Origin of the sequence: Microbacterium ginsengiterrae, from assembly GCF_014205075.1 — a bacterium.
GTDB classification, from domain to species: Bacteria; Actinomycetota; Actinomycetes; order Actinomycetales; family Microbacteriaceae; genus Microbacterium; species Microbacterium ginsengiterrae.
This window is the reverse complement of the sequence record NZ_JACHMU010000001.1, coordinates 2,317,095-2,334,348: the sequence shown is the minus strand read 5'-3', so window position 1 is coordinate 2,334,348 and position 17,254 is coordinate 2,317,095. Positions and strand designations below refer to the sequence as shown.

Here is a 17,254-nt window from a genome sequence, read left to right as displayed (position 1 = left end):
TCAGGCGCGGAGCGCCTCGTGCCGCACGACGATCCAACCGGTGGGAACGGAGAGTCGGTCGGCGTGCTGCGCGCACAGGTCGTGCGCGTGCGGGTGATCGGTTCCGCCGAGCGGGCCGAGTGCTGCCATCTGATCGCCGTAGTCGAACGTGAGCGTCGCCACAGCTTCGCGAGCGCAGGTCACCTTCGAGCAGAGTCGTCCGTCCATCTCTGCCAGCGTATGGCGCGGCGCCGGCGACGCCGGGATGCCGCGCGGAGCACTTAGACTTTCGTCATGCCCCGCCGCCGCACCTCCGCCGCTCCTCGCCGGGGTGCGCGTCACGGCCGTCACGGGCGTCTCGGACGCAGCGAGGTGGTCCGCCCTCCCCTGCCCCCGTTGGACGGGCGCATCGACCGTTTCGACGCGACGATCGGTTCCGCCGTCGAGTTCCTCCGCAGTACCTGGCCGGAGCTGCAGGAGGTGCGCTTCGAGATCGGGGGTCTGCCGGCGACGCCGGATGAGGAGGGCATCCCGCGCTGGCGCATCGACCGCGACCAGCGGCGCATCGTCCTGTTCCGCATACCGATCGAGCGCCTGCTCCCACCGGGCCACGACGACGGCGTCCATCGCCGCATCGCGATCGAGAGTGCGGTCTTCCGCGCCGCCGCGGAGTACGTCGGCCGCGATCCGTGGGAGTTCGGCCCCGGTCAGGGATAGACGACGATGGGCTCGCGCGCCGCGGGCCCCGGCCACACCGGCCACCCTGCAACGGCGTCGGTGCCGGACAGCATGACGGCGACGCGCACGGGGGCATCCGATCGGATGGCATATGCGGTGTCGGCGCTCACCTTGACGACGGCGTCCTCACCGGCGGGCACATCGATCTCCCGCTGATCACCACCGGATGCCGTCTCGATGGTCACGACTGCGTCCTCGTCGCCGGCATTCACGATGTGGAGTCGGGGACCGGGCCCTGCCGGCACGGCGGCGAGCACCTCGCCTCGGATGTCGGGGGCGGAGGTCATCCAGGCGAAGTCACTTCCGGCACCCGGCCTCGTGGTCTGGCGGATCGCCCCGACCAGGGATGCGTCGGATTCGACCTCGACGCTGTAGACGCCGGGTTCGAGGCCGGAGAGGCTGATCTCCGTCGGGGTGGCGGCTTCGAGTTCGACGTCCGTCTCCCAGACGGTCTCCCCCGCCGCCCTGGCCGAGACGCGCACCTGTGCCGCCTGCTCGGTGGCCATCAGCCGCAGGACGGTGAGGGCGGTGTCCTCACTCGTGTCCGCGACCTGCACTCCTGCGAAGCCGATCCGGTCGCTGGGCGCACCGGTGGTGTCCTGCAGGTCGATCCCGGAGGGGTCGAGGGTGCGGATCAGAGAGGACTGGAGTACGGCCCGCACGGGTGCTCCGGCTGCGGTGACGCGGACGACAGGCGCTTGCGTGCCCGCGGCGACGGACGGGAGCGGAACGGACTGCTGGGTGCCGGCGGGGACGAGGACCGTGCTCGCGGTCTGCTCGATCCCGAAGACGGTGAGCGTGACAGTCGCCGTCACATCGCCCGGATTGGAGAGGAGGATCAGGTCGCTCGTGCCGGTCTCGACGGTCCCGCCGACGAGCCAGGACTCCGTCCGCGCTTCCCGACAGGCGGACGCCGCGAGCCCCGACAGGTCGTCGGCGGCGATCGAAACGGTCTCCGCGGCGGCGACGAGGGCGGATTCGCCCTGCTCCGCGCTGCCGACGAAGCGCTGCGGTCCGCCGCTGCCGCCGAGCTCCGGCGCCTCCAGGGAGGTGTCCTCACGCGGCCCTGAGCTCTCGACGGTGAGAGATGGGCTGCCGGCGGAGAACTGCTGCGTGGCATCCTGCGAATTGCGGCCGACGGCGCGGAAGTCCCCGGTGCAGACCAGTGTCGTGTCTGCGGCGGCGGGCACGACGGACTGCTGGGCCGGCGTGTTGGTGAGCCCCGGCCACGGCAACGCGACGGCCGCGACGACGCCGGCGACGCAGCCGACGGCGATCACGACGCCGGCGAGCAGCCGGGCTCCGGTGGCGACGACGCGGATCGCGCGGTTCTGGATCATCGCTCCTCCTCCGGGGCGTCGTCTTCGGGCTTCCTGTCCACGCGCTTCTCGCCGTCCCTGCGCGTTTCCACGTCTCCGGCGCCATCCGCCGCGTCGTCGTCCGTGGCGTCCCGCTCCGTAGCGTCGGCGTCCGTCGGCGGCGCGGACTCTCCGTCGGCGACGCGGTCCTGGTCGGCGACGACGGAGACCTGCGCGCTCTCGGCGTAGGACCGATCGTCGAGCGGGGTCTCCCCCTGGATCGGCTTCTTGGGCGCGTCGATCACCGGATCCTCGTCCACCAGATCCCCGGTGAGGTCGTCGCGTCGTCGGGGTAGGACGATGGGCTCCTCCGGCGACCGCCCGACGATGCGCGACTGGGCACGGGCCGCGCGGCGCGATGCCCTGGTCGGGATGGCGAGCAGGAACGCCGCAAGGAGCACGGCGATCTGGATCGCGGTGACCGTACTGCTCGTGCCCGCTTCGCCCGCGCTGAGCCCCGTGCGCGCGGCCGGCGCGGTCTCGAGGCGCCACAGGACGCCCTTGTCGGTCTCGCCGACCTTGACGAACCCGGAGCGCTGGTCCAGTGCCGTGATCGCTTCCACGCGGAACGCGCGAGCGGCGTCGGACTCGGCGCCGTCGACCTGGTCGAGCAGGACGAACAGGATGCCGTGACCGCCGAGTTCGCCCGCGGCGTCGAAGGACCGCGGCGAGAGCAGATCCACAGCGAACCCGCTCATGTCGAGTCCCTGTGGCCGAGTGGCCGTGTTCATGATCGTGGACTGCGCACCGAGCGTGGCGCTCGATCCCCATACGACGTCGACGGCCAGGCCTCCGTCGTTCTGCGGAGTGAGCACGAGAGTCGCGATGTCGCGGTCGCCCCGCGCCTCTGCGGCGACATAGGCGGGAAGAGTGCTCTCCGGTCCGTTGGTGAGGACGGTGCGACCGGTGTGCAGCGCCGTGAGCGCGGGGACGGCACAGGCGAGCAGGGCGAGCCCTGCCACCGTGACGGCGGCCACCCGGAGCCGTGGCATCGTGATCGCGGTGTCGAGCGTGACGAGAGCCGCGCCGACGAGTCCGGCCCATGCGAGGCTCAGCCCGGTGCCTGGCCAGATCTCCACCGGCATCCCCTGTGAGAACGTGACGATCACCCCGACGGACAGGAACGACGTGACGAGACCGGTCATCGTGACCACGAGCAGCGCGATGCCGGCGCCCCAACGAGGTGCGACGGCGGCGGCGAGTGCCAGCAGGGCGAGAGGTGCGATCAGCAGCGGTGCGAAGGCGGCCACGGCGGGGTCGATGACATCCATCCACCCCGCGAGGTCCGGCGTCGGGAACCCGGAGGCGAGCAGGAGCCTGCCTGCGCTGTCGGCGGCGACCTGAGGACCGGCCCATGCGAAGCCGGGGTCGGCGAAGACCGCCCAGATGTTGCCGCGCTGCGCCTGCCACAGGGCCAGCGGCGCGAACAGCGCCGCGGTCGGGACGAGCATCCACAGCAGTCGGACAGCGCCGTGGAACCAGGCCCGCGACAGCACGATGATGATGGCCATCACCCAGAGCAGTGCGAGCGCCGGCGCGAGGGACGGAGCGCACGCGACGGTCGCGGCGAGGACGATGGATGCCGCGCCGGCAGCGCCCCACGACCGGTGGGCGACGACGGCGGTGTGGAACAGCCAGGGCAGGAGCAGATGCAGCAGCACTGCCGAGGGACGGCCCTCGACCAGCGCGGTGAGGAAGGTCGGTGCGAGCGCCCAGGCCACTCCGCCGAAGATCCGCATTCCCGCGCGGTCGGTGATCCTCGTGGCGGCGAACCAGCCGCCGAGCACCGCGAGAGGCAGCGCCAGGAGCCACAGGAGCACGATCGCGAAGGACGGTGCGCCCGCCCACAGCGTGCCGATGACGGCGACGACCCCGGCGAACGGGTCGGCGGGTCCGACGAGGTTGATGCCGACGTCGCGCTGACCCCATGCCGCGTCCTGCCAGAGCCCGGCGACGGTGTCGCGCAGCGGCAGCAGTGCACCCCCGCCGACGGCGGGCCATGCGAGCAGGGTCGTGAAGGACGCGACGCTGACGGCGAGCGCCCCGAGCACCGCCCATGCGCCCCCGCCGGAGAAGAAGTTGAGTTCGCTGACGGCGCCGCCCTCACTGCCGTGGCCGTCATCGAGGCGTCGACGCAGTTCTCCGCGCGTGACGCGCAGCGGTGCGATGCTCGCCCATGAGGCGTTGCGGAAGGAGCGGATGCGCCGCCGTGATCTCGCCACGGCGCCGAACCGGATCATCTCGGTGAACGCTGCACCCCACTCTGGGAGCACGGATGCCGGTCGTTTCGCGATCAGATGGACGATCGTCCGCCACAGGGCCAGCGGCAACAGCGACAGCCAGTGCAACGGGACGACGGCAGCCGGCGCGTAGGCGAGACGCCGATGCAGCTGAGCCAGACGCGTCGCGTATGCACGCTGCCCGATGCGCTGCGGGAGAGCGGCCGCGCCGTCCGGGCTCACCGAGACGCGGGCCGTCGGCGCGAGCGCGACACGGCCCCCGCCGAGGCGGGCACGCACACCGAGGTCGAGGCCCTCGTCTGCACCCGCGAGGGCCGGGTCCGGCATGAGGTGCTCGCGTGCGGCGCCACGGATGAGCATGCCGCGGATGTCGGCGCCCAGCGCATCGTCACGGCCGTCGTGCTGGTTCTGGTCGAGCTCACCCGCGGCGAGCTCGACCGACCTCCCGAGTCGCGTCATCGTCACGCCGAGGCTCACGAGTTCGCGGTCGTTGTCGACGTCGACGAGCTTCGGGGCCGCGATGACGGCGGAAGGGGAACGTTCCAGGGCACCGGCCAGGCGGGCAAGAGCGCGCGGATGGGGAGCGGTGTCGTGGGCGAGGAGCCAGACGGCTGAGCCGGCGGGAACCCGTGGCTGGGCGATCTCGACGGCCTCGGCGTACGATGTGCCGCCACGGGTCTGGATGATGCTCTCGACGACGCGCCCGATCGCGTCGCTCTCCCGCGCCGCGGTTCCGTCGCCGCAGACGATCAGTGTGACGGCATCCGGCCTGCGGGTCTGCAGGGTCAGGGCGTCGAGCGTGCGCAGCAGCTGTGCGTGAGCGGAGGCACCGGGGCGCGCGACGATGATGGCATGAACTCGGGTTGGCATGGCCTCGTCAGCCTATGCGCTGGGTCACGGTGCCGCCGTCAGGGCGCGCGGTGTCGCGGGCGAAAGGTCAGCCGGCCTGGCGCTTGAGCTTGCGCCGCTCGCGTTCGCTGAGCCCGCCCCAGATGCCGAATCGCTCGTCGTTCGACAGGGCGTATTCGAGGCACTCGCCACGGACGTCGCATGATGAGCAGATGCGCTTGGCGTCGCGGGTGGACCCGCCCTTCTCGGGGAAGAACGCCTCCGGGTCCGTCTGTGAGCACAGCGCGTCGGTCTGCCAGGAGAGCGCCGTGTCGTCCTCGCGCTCGGGGCGCCTGACCCCGGGAACCCCGAGATTGACCGGATCGACAAACCAGTTCTCGGGAACGTCGGAACGGTAACCCGTCATATCGTTCTCCTTGCCCTATTACTGCCCCCCGCTGGGCCATGCTCCACTAATTACACCTGTGTCATTCGCTCCGGTCAAGTCGCGGATCGTAAACCCTCAACGGCGTCTTTAAGGTTCACGGCGTGTCGTCGGCGTGTCGCCCCGAAACCCGCGTGGGCATGCGGATGTCGGCCGGTCGCCCCGGATGCCGTCGGTCGGAGAATCGGGTCGTCAGGCACCCGGCTGCGCGAGGAAGACCTCACCCGTCCCGGAGAGCACGAGTGCCGTCTCGTCCGCGGTCGCGAACACGGCCTCACCCACCGGCACGGTGACCGCGACGCCGTCTGCGCCCTCGACGTCCACGCGCCCCGCCGTCACGAGTGCCATCGCGGGGCCGGAGACGTCGAGCGGCAGCCGACCGCCCTCGAGCGCGACGCGTCGCAGCGAGAAGTCCGGCACATCCACCGGATAGGCCGTCACGGGGCCGTCCGCCGCCGGGCGCAGTACCGGCACGACACCCGGCGTGGTGTCGAGGACGGACAGGAGCTCGGGGACGTCGATGTGCTTGGGGGTGAGACCGCCGCGCAGCACGTTGTCACTCGCGGCCATGATCTCGACGCCGAGGCCGGACACGTACGCGTGCAGCAGACCGGCGCGCAGGAAGATCCCCTCGCCGCGACGGAGCACGATGAAGTTCATCAGGAGGGCGACGACGACCCCCGGATCGCCCTGGTTCCGCGAGGCGATCGAGCGGACGGCGGCGATCTCCTCGGCGAACTCCTCGGACGACGCGGCGTCGACCGCACGGATGATGTCGTCGACCTCGCGCTGAGCGGATCCGGAGAGCAGCCAGGCGACGGCGTCGCGCAGCACGTCCCCATCGCCGGACAGGCGTGTGCGCAGTGCGACGACGCCGTCGGAGTCCCCGAGGCCCTCGAGGAGGCGGAGCGTGTCGGCGACCGGCCGCAGCCCGCCCAGCGCCTCGAAGCGCTCGCTCAGGGCGACGATGAGCTCGGGCTTGTGGTTGTCGTCGCGGTAGTTGCGGGTCGGATCGTCGACGGCGAGATGCGACTCCCGGGCCCACCCTTCGCGAGCCTGCGCGACCGTGGGGTGCACCTGGATCGACAGCGGGTCGGCGGCGGCGAGCAGCTTGAGAAGGTAGGGCAGCGTCCCCCCGGTGACGGCATCGAGGGTCGTCCCGTCCGCGACGTCCGCAGGGTCGCCGGGGTGGTCGCCGAACCACACCTCGGCCTCCGGCGCACCACTGGGCTCGCGCCCTTCGAGCTCGGCCAGCAGAGACGTGGAGCCCCATGCGTAGTCGCGGGGCACATTCGAGAGGGGCAGCAGCATGCAGCCAGCGTACCGACCCGCCGCGGCACGGCGGCGTCACGGTCACCGCGCGGTAGCCTGAGTCCGATGGCGCAGTACACGAAGCACCCGGTGGTGTCCCCGCCCGCAGCGCCCGAGCGCGAGTCGACGGGGCGGTTGCTGCTGCGCGGGTACGCGACGCTCGCCCTGTTCGTCGTCTTCGCGCACACGGCCGTGTACAACCTCGCCGGCCCGGTCGGCGCGGGGATCGTCCTGCTCGTCCTGCTGCTGGTCACCTGCGCCATCGGCATCCCGATGGTCGCCCGCAGTCGTCCTCAGCCGTTCGCCTGGCGTCGCCTGCCGTGGGCGGCCCTGGGATACGTGGCTCTGGCGCTGCTCTCCGTCGCCTGGTCGCAGTGGCGGTTGCCCACGATCATCACCTGGGTGCTGCTCGCCTCGATCACCGTCGCCGCCCTCCTGATCGCGCACGCGCTGAGCTGGCAGGAGATCATCCGGTCGCTGAGCGCGGCGTTCAAGTGGATCATCGGGCTCTCGCTCGCGCTCGAGCTTCTCGTCGCCGTCGTGCTTCGGCACCCTCTGCTGCCGAACTTCCTGCCCGTTCCGGAGGAGGGAGCGGACCCGCACTGGTACTGGGTGCGCGACAACCTCATCGACGGCGGTCGCATCCAGGGCATCGTCGGCAACTCCAACGTGCTCGCCATCATCTGCCTCTTCGCGATCATCACCTTCGGGGTGCGGATCGCCCTCCGTGCGCGATGGCGCGTCACCCATGCGCTGTGGACCGTCCTCGCCGCCTATCTGATGTTCCGCGCGGCGTCGGCCACGGCGTACCTGTGCGCTCTGGCAGCAGGCGTCGTCCTGCTCGTCGCACTGCTCATCCGACGCGCCCACACCCCCACCGGGCGCACTCGTGTGTATGCGACCTGCGGTGGGATCGTCGCGATCGCCGTCGCCGCGCTGGTGATCTTCCGCGAGCCGCTCTTCACCGCCCTCGGACGCGGTGCCGACCTCACAGGGCGGACCGACCTCATCTGGGCGAAGGTGCTCGAGCGCGCCGGCGATCACCCGATCCTCGGCAACGGGTTCTCCAGTCCGTGGGTCCCCACCGACCCTGCTTTCGACGGCTGGATCGTCGACCACGGGATCACGGTCTTCCACGCGCACAACATGTGGCTCGACGTGCTGATGCAGCTGGGTGTCGTCGGGCTCGTCCTCATGGCGGCGGCGTACCTCGGCCTGCTGTGGCGTTCGTGGTTCTTCGCCGCTGATCGCCCGCGCTGGGACCTCCGCGCCGACCGCCCCTACTCCCCCGCGACCCTGCTGCCGGTGCTGTTCACCGTCGTGCTGCTCGTGCAGGGGCTGGCGGAGTCGACGCCCATCATGCTGTGGGGCTGGATGATGCTCGTGCTGTTCTCGTTCAAGATCAAGGCGGTACCGCTGATCGGCGTCGGACTCAGCGAGCAAGCCCGTGTGACCGAGCGCGGCCGCGAGGCACGGCGCATCCCGTGATGTCCCCGCAGGCCACCCTCGGCTGGTTGCTCGGCTCGGTCGAGATGGCGCGCGCCTACACCCTGACGGCGCTCGGGGCGACGTTCGGATCGTTCGCGATCGAGCGGATGACCTCGTCGGTGACGTTCGCGACGATCATGCTGGTCCTCGGCGTTCTCGGCGTCGCCATCCTCGTCGTGCGGCGCGAGGAGCTCTCCGTGCTGCGCATCGCACCCACGTCGCTGATCATGTTCCTCGCGCTCGCGCTCATCAGCGTGTTCTGGACGACGGATCGGTCGGGGACGATCGCCGGGTGGATGTGGCTGCTCGGCTTCGCACTCGTCGCGATCACGATCGGGCACATCCGCGACACGCTGCAGACGGTCAGGGCCATCGGCGACACGCTGCGTGTGCTGCTCGGGCTCTCCCTCGGCGTCGAGATCCTCTCCGGCATCCTTCTCGACGTCCCGATCGCGTTCCTCGGCGTCGAGGGCAACCTCGCACTCGGGGGGCCCATCCAGGGGCTGTTCGGCACGCGCAACATGCTCGGGTTCATCGCGGTCATCGCGCTGATCACCTTCACGATCGAGTGGCGTTCGCAGTCCCTCGCCGCTGCGATCGCGGTGCCCTCCATCGCCGTTGCCGCGTTCCTCGCCCTGCTCTCGGCGTCGCCGACCGTCCTGGTGCTCGCCGTGGTGGTGGGCGCCGCGACGGGCGCACTGACGGTCGTGAGGCATACGCCGGCACGCCATCGTGCGCTCGTGCAATGGGTGCTCGGCGGGCTGGTCACCCTGGCACTGGGGCTCGCGTTCGGCTTCCGCCACCGGATCATCGCCTGGATGGGCGCAGGGTCGGACTTCTCGACGCGGGCGGACCTGTGGAACACGATCCTCGACTTCGTCGCGATCAAGCCGTTCCAGGGATGGGGGTGGTTCGGCCAGTGGGGGCGCGGGGAGTTCCCGTTCACCTACATCAACTACCTGCTCAGCGACCGCCACGAGACCGCGCTGAACGCGTTCTTCGACGTGCTCCTGCAGCTGGGCATCGCCGGCTTCCTGCTCTTCGCGCTCCTGGGCGGCGTCGCGCTCGTGCGCTCATGGCTGGTCGCCAGCGTCCGCCGCTCGGTCGTCTTCGCCTGGACGCCACTGATCCTCGTCACCCTCGCGGTCGACTCGATGTTCGAGAGCTTCACCCTCACCGGCCCCGGCTGGTTCATGCTCGTCCTGTGCGCACTGCGCGCCGGTCAGTCCCGGTCATGGCGCGAGAGCATCGACGCCGCGAACACCGGTGCGATACCGACGCTGCGACCGCAGGAGTAACCAGGAATCCCTCAGGACGGCGGGTAGGCTGTGAGTGCTCGCTGATTCCCGGACGACGCACGCCTCATCTCGTCCGGACGTACACTTCGGAGATCCCACACGTGGCCCACGTCCTTCAGAACGTCGTCTTCCCCCTCGATCGCGACCCTGACCTTCTTCCGCTGTACGCCGACCCGGAGACGTGGTCGCTGATCGGCGACAAGCCGGTGCGCGTCTCCAATCGCGCGCAACTCGGCAACATTCTCGACCGCCACAGGGCACGGATCACGGCAGGGCGCCGTGTCTCCCTCGGCACGTACTTCAACGCGTTCCCTGCGTCATATTGGCAGCACTGGACCGGGGTTCGCCAAGTGCGGCTCACGGTCCGTACGACCGGACCGGCGACCATCCTCGTGTATCGGTCGAACGGATCGGGCGTACGCCAGCGCGTCGACACGCGGGAAGTGAGCGGCGAGTCAGTGACGGATTTCGACCTCGCGCTGACGCAGTACAGCGACGGCGGGTGGATCTGGTTCGACATGGTCGCCGAGGACGAATCCGCGGTCCTGGAGCGCGCCGAGTGGACGACTGAGCAGGCTCCCGAGCGCACCGGCAAGGCGTCGCTGGGCATCACGACGTACAACAAGCCCGACTACTGCGTGGAGACGCTGCAGGCACTTGCCGCGGCACCGGATGCGCTCGAACTCGTCGACCGGATCTTCCTCGTCGATCAGGGCACCCAGCTGGTCGCGGCCCAGGAGGGCTATGACGAGGTTGCACAGGCGCTGGGTGAGACGCTTCAGATCATCCGCCAGCCGAATCTCGGCGGCTCAGGCGGATTCGCCAGGGCGATGCACGAGACTCTGCAGCGACCGGACAACGATTTCGTCCAACTGCTCGACGACGACGTGCGCCTGGAGCCGGAGTCGCTGCGACGCTCCATCGTGTTCGGGCAGTACGCGACGACTCCCATGCTCGTCGGCGGACACATGTTCGATCTGCTCGACCGGCCCAAGTTGCACGGCTGGGCCGAGGTCGTCGACGAGGCTCCCTTCATGTGGCGCAACCTCTATCAGGAGGAGATGCCGCACGACTTCGGCTCATCGAATCTGCGTCAGTCCAGCCTGCTGCATATGCGGATGGACGCCGACTACAACGGCTGGTGGATGTGCCTGATCCCGCTGGACGCGATCAGGAAGGTCGGGCTCGCACTGCCGGCATTCATCAAGTGGGACGATGCGGAATTCTGCCTTCGAGCGCGTGAAGCCGGCTTCCCGACGGTGTCCCTTCCCGGCGTGGCCCTGTGGCACGTCTCCTGGGTGAACAAAGACGACACCATCGATTGGCAGGCGTACTTCCACGCCAGGAACCGGATCGTCGCTGGACTCCTGCATTCCAATATGCCTCGTGGCGGACACCTCATCAGGCACAGCAGGCGCGTCGACCTCAAGCACCTCATGATGATGCAGTATTACCCTGTGGCGCTGCGCGCACGCGCACTTCAGGACGTCTTGTCCGGTCCCGCCCACATGCGCCGGAACCTCGCAACGGCGATGCCCGCCGCTCGCGCCCTCGCCGCGGAATACCCTGAGACGGTCGTGCACCGAGATCCCTCCACGGTGCTGCACTCGCGCCGCGGCCGCCAGGTCTACAAGCAGATGTCGCGGAACAGCCTGGACAACCCCTCCGGTCTCCGGCTCCGCTGGTTCACGGTGTCCACGCTCATCGCGCACTGGCTCCACCAGCCGAACCCGGAGAACGTCGCACGGCCCGAGGTCGAGTTCGGCAAGGAGGACGCGCATTGGTGGCGTCTGCCGGCCTTCGACAGCGCCCTCGTCAGCACCGCGGACGGCTCGGGGAAGAACATCTACACCCGCGACCGCCGGAAGTATCGCCGGATGCTGCGGGAGAGCTTCCGCCTGCATGCGCAGTTGCGCCGCCGTTGGCCCGAGCTGCAGAAGCGATACCGTCAGGCGCTCCCTGAGCTCGTCTCCCCGGAGTCCTGGCACAGCATCTTCGAGGAGAAGGCATGACCACGTCGTTCGACCCTGCTTCAGCGACGATCGTCATCGTCACCTACAACCGATCGCACCTCCTCGCGGGTCTTCTGAAGAGCATCACGGCCATGGAACCGAAGCCCGGCCACGTGGTGATCATTGACAACGCATCCGCCGATGACACGACCGATGTCGTCGAATCGTTCAGGGACGGCATCGGCACCGAGATCGTGTACCGCAGGCTCGACAGCAACACCGGTGGCTCCGGCGGTTTCAGCGAAGGCATGCGGACGGCCTACGAGCTCGGCAGCGAGTGGATCTGGCTCATGGACGACGACGTCGAGGTCCTCCCCGACGGCCTGGCGAAGATGGGCAAGTGGGCGCCGCGGTTCAAGAGCATCCAGGGCCGGCGCTACGACTACGACGGCAGCGAGTTCTACTGGCAGTACCGGATCGCCGATCGCATGGGCATCCCGATCCCCTTCGCGCCGGCGGGCTTCGACGACTCCGGTTTCAAGGAGATGAACAGCGGATGCTTCGAGGGGATGTTCATCCACCGATCGATCGTCACCCAGGTCGGTCTCCCGGACCCGCGGTTCTTCATCTACTGGGACGACCAGATGTACGGATGGCTCGCCTCGCGTCTGACCACGGCGGTGATCGTGAACGAGTTCGTCCTCCGACGCACGCGTGAGATCAAGCAGTGGGACATGGGCGTGCGCCACATGAACGCCTCCAGTAACGCGTACCGCTACTACATCATGCGCAACCGGGCGTTCATCAAGAACTACTACCGGGTGCACGGCGTCTACAACCCTGTCCTGTTCGGGCTCGGGACCACCGCGACGTTCTTCAAGGAACTGATCCGCCTCGTCTTCGTCGAGCGCACGGTCCGGGGCACCAGCAACCTGTTCCGCGGGCTCCGCGACGGCGGTCGGATCGGCCGCGACCGCACCTGGCGCCCGATGCCTTCGTTGGAGAACTGATGAGTGACGAGCAGCAGCCCAGGGCCGAATGGGTCTTCCACGAGCAGAAGAAGCCCCGGAGCGGGCGGGTATGGCTGATCGTGGGGATCGCGGTGGCCGTCCTCGTGGTCGCGGGAGTGGCGATGGCGTTCGCCCTCTCGGGCGGCGGCGCGCCCGTCCAGGAGCCCACGTCCTCTCCGACGCCGACGTCGAGCCCGACGACCACTGCATCGCCGACACCGACGCCGACGTCCACCCCGACGCCGACGCCGACGTCGGCGCACCCGGATCCCGAGCCGACGATGGAGCCGGAGACGAGCCCTCCGCCCGTCGCCGAGCCCGACCTCGAAACGTTCACCGAGCGGGTGCAACCGCGCCTCGATGACGCGACGCGCGGCCTGGATCTTGCCGCGGCCAATCCCGAGGTGGGAGCCCAGATCGTGGACTCGCTCCAGCAGGACGCGGCCAATCTCGCCGAGGCGGCGACGCCGAAGGCGATCGCCGGCGACTGGGCCTCTGCGGTGTCCCGTTATGCCGCAGAGCTCAAGACGCTGCGATCGGCGTACGATGCCGGCGCTGATCCGCAGGGGCCGCTGAAGGCCTCGCGGGATGCGCTGAGCGCGCTTCGCTCCATCGCAGGGCTCTAACGGCCCGAGTGGTCGGCGTTGTACCGGTCGAGGACCTCGCCGATGCCCGCGTCGAGCACGAGCGCCCCCTTGTCGAGGTATAAGCCTCGCGTGCAGAAACGACGGAGGTCACGTTCGTTGTGGCTGACGAAGAAGAGCGTGCGACCCTCCGCGAGCAACTCGTCGATGCGCCGGTAGCACTTGTCGCGGAAAGCCTTGTCCCCGACGGCGAGCACCTCGTCGACGAGGAGGATGGGCTCGTTGAGCTGGGAGACGACGGAGAACGCCAGACGCACCTTCATGCCGTTCGAGAGATGCTTGTAGGGCGTCTCCTGGAAGTCCTGCAGTTCCGCGAAGGCGATCATGTCCTCATAGCGGCGCGCGATCTCCTGCTTCGGCATCCCGTGCAGGCCGGCGGTGAGACGGACGTTCTCCCGGACGGTGAGGTCTCCGACGAAACCGCCGGTGAGCTCGATCAGGGGCGCCACTCCCCCGTTGACCGTCACCGAGCCCTCGTCCGGCAGCAGCACGCCCGCGACCAGACGCAGCAGTGTGGACTTGCCCTGCCCGTTGCGTCCGACCACGCCGATCGACTCGCCGGGACGGACGGTGAACGAGACGTCGCGCAGCGCCCAGAACTCCCCCGGCCTGCTGCGGCGCGAGGCGTCAGCGAAGAGGTCTTTGAAGCTGCGACGCCCTCGCCTGTTCCGTCGGAACTGGACACCGAGATCTCGCACATCGATCGCAGCCGACATCACAACTCCTTCAGCACGGATCGCTCGAGTGAGTGGAACACCCACCACCCGAGCGCGAAGATCAGCAGACTCATCGCGGCGCCGATGAGAACGGTGTTCTGGTGCCACTGATCAGGGAAGAACGCCATGCGGTACAGGGTGAAGATCCCTGCGAGAGGGTTGAAGGATCCGATCGTCTCGAACGGGCCGGGCAGGTTCGACACACTGTAGATGATCGGCGTCGCATAGAAGAGGGCGCGCAGGATCAGACCTGTCGTACGCTCCAGATCGGCGTACAGTGCGCACAGAGGCGCGACCAGCATCCCGAGGCCGACGAGCAGGATGACCTGGAGCAGTACGGCCACGGGGAACCAGAGGATGCCCCAGCCAAACTGCGTCCCGGGTGAGAAGATCGCGAACAGTGCGAGGACCGGGAGGGAGAAGAGGAACTCCATCCCCTTGCTCAAGACAATGCGGTTCACCCAGATCGTCCTGGGGATGTTCGTCGACCGCACCAGTCGCGAATCCTTCTTGAACGCCTTCGTGAAGTCCGAGACCGACGAGTTGAACCACACCCACGGCAGCAGCGCGCTGATGAGGAAGACGATGTACGGATCCTCGCCGACGTCCCGCTGGAAGACCTGCGTGAATACGAACCAGTAGATGCCGCTCATCACCAGGGGGTCCAGCACCGACCAGAGGTAGCCGAGGAAGCTCGTGGCGTAGCGGACCTTGAGGTCGCGGGCCGACAGCAGCCACAGCGAATGCAGATACCGCCGGGGCGTTCCCGGCGCCCCGACAGCGGCGTGACTCACGGTTCCGAGTCTAGGAGAGGGTGTTGTTCCACATCGACAGCGCCGAGCCGATGGCCATGTGCATGTCGAGGTACTGGTAGGTGCCGAGGCGACCACCGAAGTGGACATCCCTCTCCCCCTTCTGCAGCTCGCGATAGGCCAGCAGGCCCTCGCGGTCCGCGGGGGTGTTCACGGGGTAGTACGGCTCATCGCTCTTCTCGGCGAACCGGGAGAACTCGCGCATGATGACGGTCTTGTCCGTCGGATAGAGGTCCTTGCGCTCAGGGTGGAAGTGCTTGAACTCGTGGATGCGCGTGAACGGGACATCCATGTCGGGGTAGTTCATGACGGGCGTGCCCTGGAAGTCACCGACGTTCAGGACCTCCTGCTCGAAGTCGAGCGTGCGCCAACTGAGCGCCCCCTCCGCGTAGTCGAAGTATCGGTCGACGGGGCCGGTGTAGACGATCGGCACCTGTCCGACGAGTGCGGCACGGTTCAGCGGCTGGGCCTCGTCGAAGAAGTCGACGTCGAGTTTGACCTCGATCTTCGGGTGGTCCGCCATCCGCTCGAGCCAGGCGGTGTAGCCGTCGGTGGGGAGCCCCTCCCACGTGTCGTTGAAGTAGCGGTTGTCGTAGTTGTAACGCACGGGGAGACGGCTGATGATGTCGCCGGAGAGCTTGTGCGGATCGGTCTGCCACTGCTTTGCGGTGTAGTCCCGGAAGAACGCCTCGAAGAGTGGCCGGCCGACCAGGGCGATGCCCTTCTCCTCGAAGTTCTGCGCCGTCTTGACGTCGAACTCCCCCGCCTGTTCCCGGATGAGTGCGCGTGCCTCATCGGGCGAGTACGCCGCCTGGAAGAACTGGTTGATGGTACCGAGGTTCACGGGCATCGGGTACACGACGTCGTTGTGGTTCGTGTACACGCGGTGGACGTAGTTCGTGAAGGTCGTGAAGCGGTTGACGTACTCCCAGACCGTCGCGTTCGACGTGTGGAACAGGTGCGCGCCGTAGCGGTGCACCTCGATACCGGTCTCCGGCTCGGCTTCACTGTAGGCGTTGCCGCCGATGTGCGAGCGGCGCTCGATGACGGTGACTTTGCGGCCGGCTTCCGCGGCACGCTCCGCGATGGTGAGCCCGAAGAAACCGGAGCCGACGACGAGGAGATCCATCAGGCGGCCGTCCCCACGACGATGCGCGGTGTACCGGCCCAAAGCGCGGCGTCGGACGCATTGCGCCCGTCGACGAGCAGCTTGACGCCCGGGATGTGCGCCGGGGAGAGGACCTTGTAGTCGGCGTGGTCGGTCTGCAGGATGGCGAGGTCCGCGGCGTCACCGAGCGCGTACGGTTCGAACCCGAGACCGCGCAGCTCCTCGTCGGTGTACAAGGGGTCGTGCACGACCACCTCTGCCCCGCGGTCCTTCAGCGCCGTCACGGTCGGGAACACGCCGGAGAACGCAGTCTCCTTCACCCCGCCGCGGTAGGCGGCACCGAGCACGACGGCCTTCTGCCCGGTGAGGTCGCCGAGGATTCCCGCCGCCTGCGCCACCAGACGCTCCGGCATCGACGCGTTGAGCTGTCGAGCGACCCGCACGATGTCCGCATCCGGGTCCGTGGACAGGTACAGACGCGGGTACACGGGGATGCAGTGACCGCCGACGGCGATCCCCGGACGGTGGATGTGACTGTAGGGCTGCGAGTTGCACGCCTCGATCACCTTGTACACGTCGATGCCGTGCGAAGCCGCGAACAGACCGAACTGGTTAGCCAACCCGATGTTCACATCTCGGTACGTCGTCTCGGCGAGCTTCGCCATCTCCGACGCCTCGGTGGAGCCGAGATCCCAGACCCCGTTGGGCTGGGCGAGGTCCGGACGCTCGTCGAACTGGAGCACCGCCTCGTAGAACTCGCGCGCGCGGCGGTTGCCCTCCTCCGAGAGCGCACCGATCAGCTTCGGGTACTTGCGCAGATCGGCGAACACACGACCGGTCAGCACCCGCTCCGGAGAGTAGGCGAGGAAGAAGTCCTTCCCCTCCTTCAGCCCGGAGCCCTCCTCGAGCATGGGCTTCCACCTGTTCCGCGTCGTGCCGACGGGGAGGGTGGTCTCGTAGGAGACGAGCGTGCCGGGAGTGAGATGCTCGGCCAGCGAGCGCGTCGCGGCGTCCATGTACTTGAAGTCCGGCTCCCAGGTCTCGTCGTCGACGAACACGGGGGCGACGAGCACGACAGCATCGGCGCCAGGGATCGCCTCGGCGTACTCGGTGGTCGCGCGCAGTCGACCGGCAGGGACGAGCTCGCTGAGCCTCTCCTGAAGATGCGCTTCACCCGGGAACGGCTCACGCGCGTCATTGATGGTGTCGACCGCCTTCTGGTTGACATCGACGCCGATCACATCGTGACCGGAGGAGGCGAACTGGACGGCGAGGGGAAGCCCGATCTTTCCGAGGGCCACGACGGCGATACGCATTGTTCCAGTCT

Annotated in this window: 14 protein-coding genes and 1 pseudogene; 6 read left to right on the top strand and 9 right to left on the bottom strand. The window is 68.6% G+C overall.

Annotation, left to right across the window (positions count from 1 at the left end; translation table 11 throughout):
• Entirely contained in the window at nt 1-207 is a 207-nt protein-coding gene (locus HD600_RS11305; protein ID WP_144795570.1) for a DUF3499 family protein, read from the bottom strand.
• Between the two features lie 66 nt (nt 208-273).
• On the opposite strand from HD600_RS11305, the gene HD600_RS11300 reads away from it, so the two are divergent.
• Entirely contained in the window at nt 274-696 is a 423-nt protein-coding gene (locus tag HD600_RS11300) for a hypothetical protein (RefSeq protein ID WP_241731664.1), read from the top strand.
• Here HD600_RS11300 and HD600_RS11295 read toward each other — a convergent pair.
• The 4 genes from HD600_RS11295 to manA form a co-directional block, all read right to left on the bottom strand.
• Nucleotides 687-2,057, bottom strand: a complete 1,371-nt coding sequence (locus HD600_RS11295) for a DUF5719 family protein (protein ID WP_184283749.1) — start codon at nt 2,055-2,057, stop codon at nt 687-689. The genes HD600_RS11300 and HD600_RS11295 overlap by 10 nt on opposite strands.
• A complete protein-coding gene (locus tag HD600_RS11290) occupies nt 2,054-5,185 on the bottom strand; it encodes a glycosyltransferase (RefSeq protein WP_184283747.1) in 3,132 nt (1,043 codons plus the stop codon). Before HD600_RS11290 ends, HD600_RS11295 begins: the two co-directional genes overlap by 4 nt.
• 67 nt (nt 5,186-5,252) lie before the next feature.
• Nucleotides 5,253-5,570, bottom strand: a complete 318-nt coding sequence (locus HD600_RS11285; protein WP_144795573.1) for a WhiB family transcriptional regulator — start codon at nt 5,568-5,570, stop codon at nt 5,253-5,255.
• A 210-nt stretch (nt 5,571-5,780) separates the two neighbouring features.
• Nucleotides 5,781-6,899 carry a mannose-6-phosphate isomerase, class I gene (gene manA, locus HD600_RS11280; RefSeq protein ID WP_184283746.1) on the bottom strand — a complete coding sequence of 373 codons (1,119 nt, stop codon included), beginning with the start codon at nt 6,897-6,899 and terminating at the stop codon, nt 5,781-5,783.
• A 66-nt stretch (nt 6,900-6,965) separates the two neighbouring features.
• On the opposite strand from manA, the gene HD600_RS11275 reads away from it, so the two are divergent.
• From HD600_RS11275 to HD600_RS11255, 5 genes are all read left to right on the top strand, one after another.
• Entirely contained in the window at nt 6,966-8,387 is a 1,422-nt protein-coding gene (locus tag HD600_RS11275) for an O-antigen ligase family protein (protein WP_184283744.1), read from the top strand.
• Entirely contained in the window at nt 8,387-9,685 is a 1,299-nt protein-coding gene (locus tag HD600_RS11270; protein WP_184284835.1) for an O-antigen ligase family protein, read from the top strand. Before HD600_RS11275 ends, HD600_RS11270 begins: the two co-directional genes overlap by 1 nt.
• Nucleotides 9,686-9,786: 101 nt before the next feature.
• The gene (locus HD600_RS11265; RefSeq protein WP_184283742.1) at nt 9,787-11,697 is read left to right on the top strand and encodes a glycosyltransferase; all 1,911 of its coding nucleotides are present in this window, start codon (nt 9,787-9,789) and stop codon (nt 11,695-11,697) included.
• Nucleotides 11,694-12,647, top strand: a complete 954-nt coding sequence (locus HD600_RS11260; protein WP_184283740.1) for a glycosyltransferase — start codon at nt 11,694-11,696, stop codon at nt 12,645-12,647. The genes HD600_RS11265 and HD600_RS11260 overlap by 4 nt, the downstream gene beginning before the upstream one ends.
• Complete coding sequence (locus HD600_RS11255) at nt 12,647-13,273, top strand: hypothetical protein (RefSeq protein ID WP_184283738.1); 627 nt, start codon at nt 12,647-12,649, stop codon at nt 13,271-13,273. Before HD600_RS11260 ends, HD600_RS11255 begins: the two co-directional genes overlap by 1 nt.
• Here HD600_RS11255 and HD600_RS11250 read toward each other — a convergent pair.
• From HD600_RS11250 to HD600_RS11235, 4 genes and pseudogenes are all read right to left on the bottom strand, one after another.
• Entirely contained in the window at nt 13,270-14,007 is a 738-nt protein-coding gene (locus HD600_RS11250; protein ID WP_144795580.1) for an ABC transporter ATP-binding protein, read from the bottom strand. The genes HD600_RS11255 and HD600_RS11250 overlap by 4 nt on opposite strands.
• Nucleotides 14,007-14,801, bottom strand: coding sequence for an ABC transporter permease (locus HD600_RS11245; protein WP_184283736.1), 795 nt, complete (start codon nt 14,799-14,801; stop codon nt 14,007-14,009). Before HD600_RS11245 ends, HD600_RS11250 begins: the two co-directional genes overlap by 1 nt.
• A gap of 76 nt (nt 14,802-14,877) precedes the next feature.
• A pseudogene (gene glf / locus HD600_RS11240) lies at nt 14,878-16,014 on the bottom strand (UDP-galactopyranose mutase); the annotation flags it as partial.
• A complete protein-coding gene (locus HD600_RS11235; protein ID WP_184283731.1) occupies nt 15,948-17,243 on the bottom strand; it encodes a nucleotide sugar dehydrogenase in 1,296 nt (431 codons plus the stop codon). The pseudogene glf and the gene HD600_RS11235, both read right to left, overlap by 67 nt.
• Nucleotides 17,244-17,254 lie beyond the last annotated feature (11 nt).